Here is a 607-nt window from a genome sequence, read left to right as displayed (position 1 = left end):
TCTAACTCAGCAGTATAGACCACGGTCTTCATGCCGCGTTCTTTATAATTGAAGGAGGATTGTAGAAGGGACGTGGATTTACCAGCGTTCATTGCGGAGTAGTAGAAATACAGCTGAGCCATAGATTACCTTATTGGATTAGAATGTAAATGGTTTCTTAATTCTGAATACATTGAATGGGGTATGCATTTTATCTTCTTCACCGGGATTCAATAGAGGGGATAAATCCAACTGAGAACAAGCAAAGTAAACATACTCACCTTCAAGTGTGAGGGCGTCAGGCCACATCAGGATACGAGATGGTTTAATATAGGGTGTAATAGAATCATTACGTATCAAATCAATAGAACACATCTCTGCATTGGAAATCAAGAATGAACCATCTGGCAAAGTTAAGATACCACCAATTGCAGGCAAGTCTCTTACTTTCTTGACTTTAGAATCAAGCTGAGGGGCAGTCAATGTTGGGTTAAGCAAGTCATCGACTGGTACAGACCATAAACCACCTCCCAATGGGAAGCAGAAATAAAACGTTTTCTTATCTGGAGAAAGTTCAATACCATCTACATGGATTTCACCAGAGATTTTATTATCATAAATCGTAGCA

General features: G+C 39.4%; 1 protein-coding gene and 1 pseudogene. Both read right to left on the bottom strand.

What is annotated here, in order from left to right:
• A pseudogene (locus tag QYM41_RS17670) lies at positions 1-122 on the bottom strand (thymidine kinase); the annotation flags it as partial.
• 16 nt (positions 123-138) lie between these two features.
• The coding region (locus tag QYM41_RS17665; RefSeq protein WP_368801077.1) for a hypothetical protein at positions 139-607 on the bottom strand (469 nt) is incomplete at its 5' end.

It is taken from the genome of Kocuria oxytropis (assembly GCF_040981195.1).
GTDB classification, from domain to species: Bacteria; Actinomycetota; Actinomycetes; order Actinomycetales; family Micrococcaceae; genus Kocuria; species Kocuria oxytropis.
The sequence above is the reverse complement of the archived record's forward strand: the minus strand, read 5'-3'. Positions and strand labels throughout refer to the sequence as shown.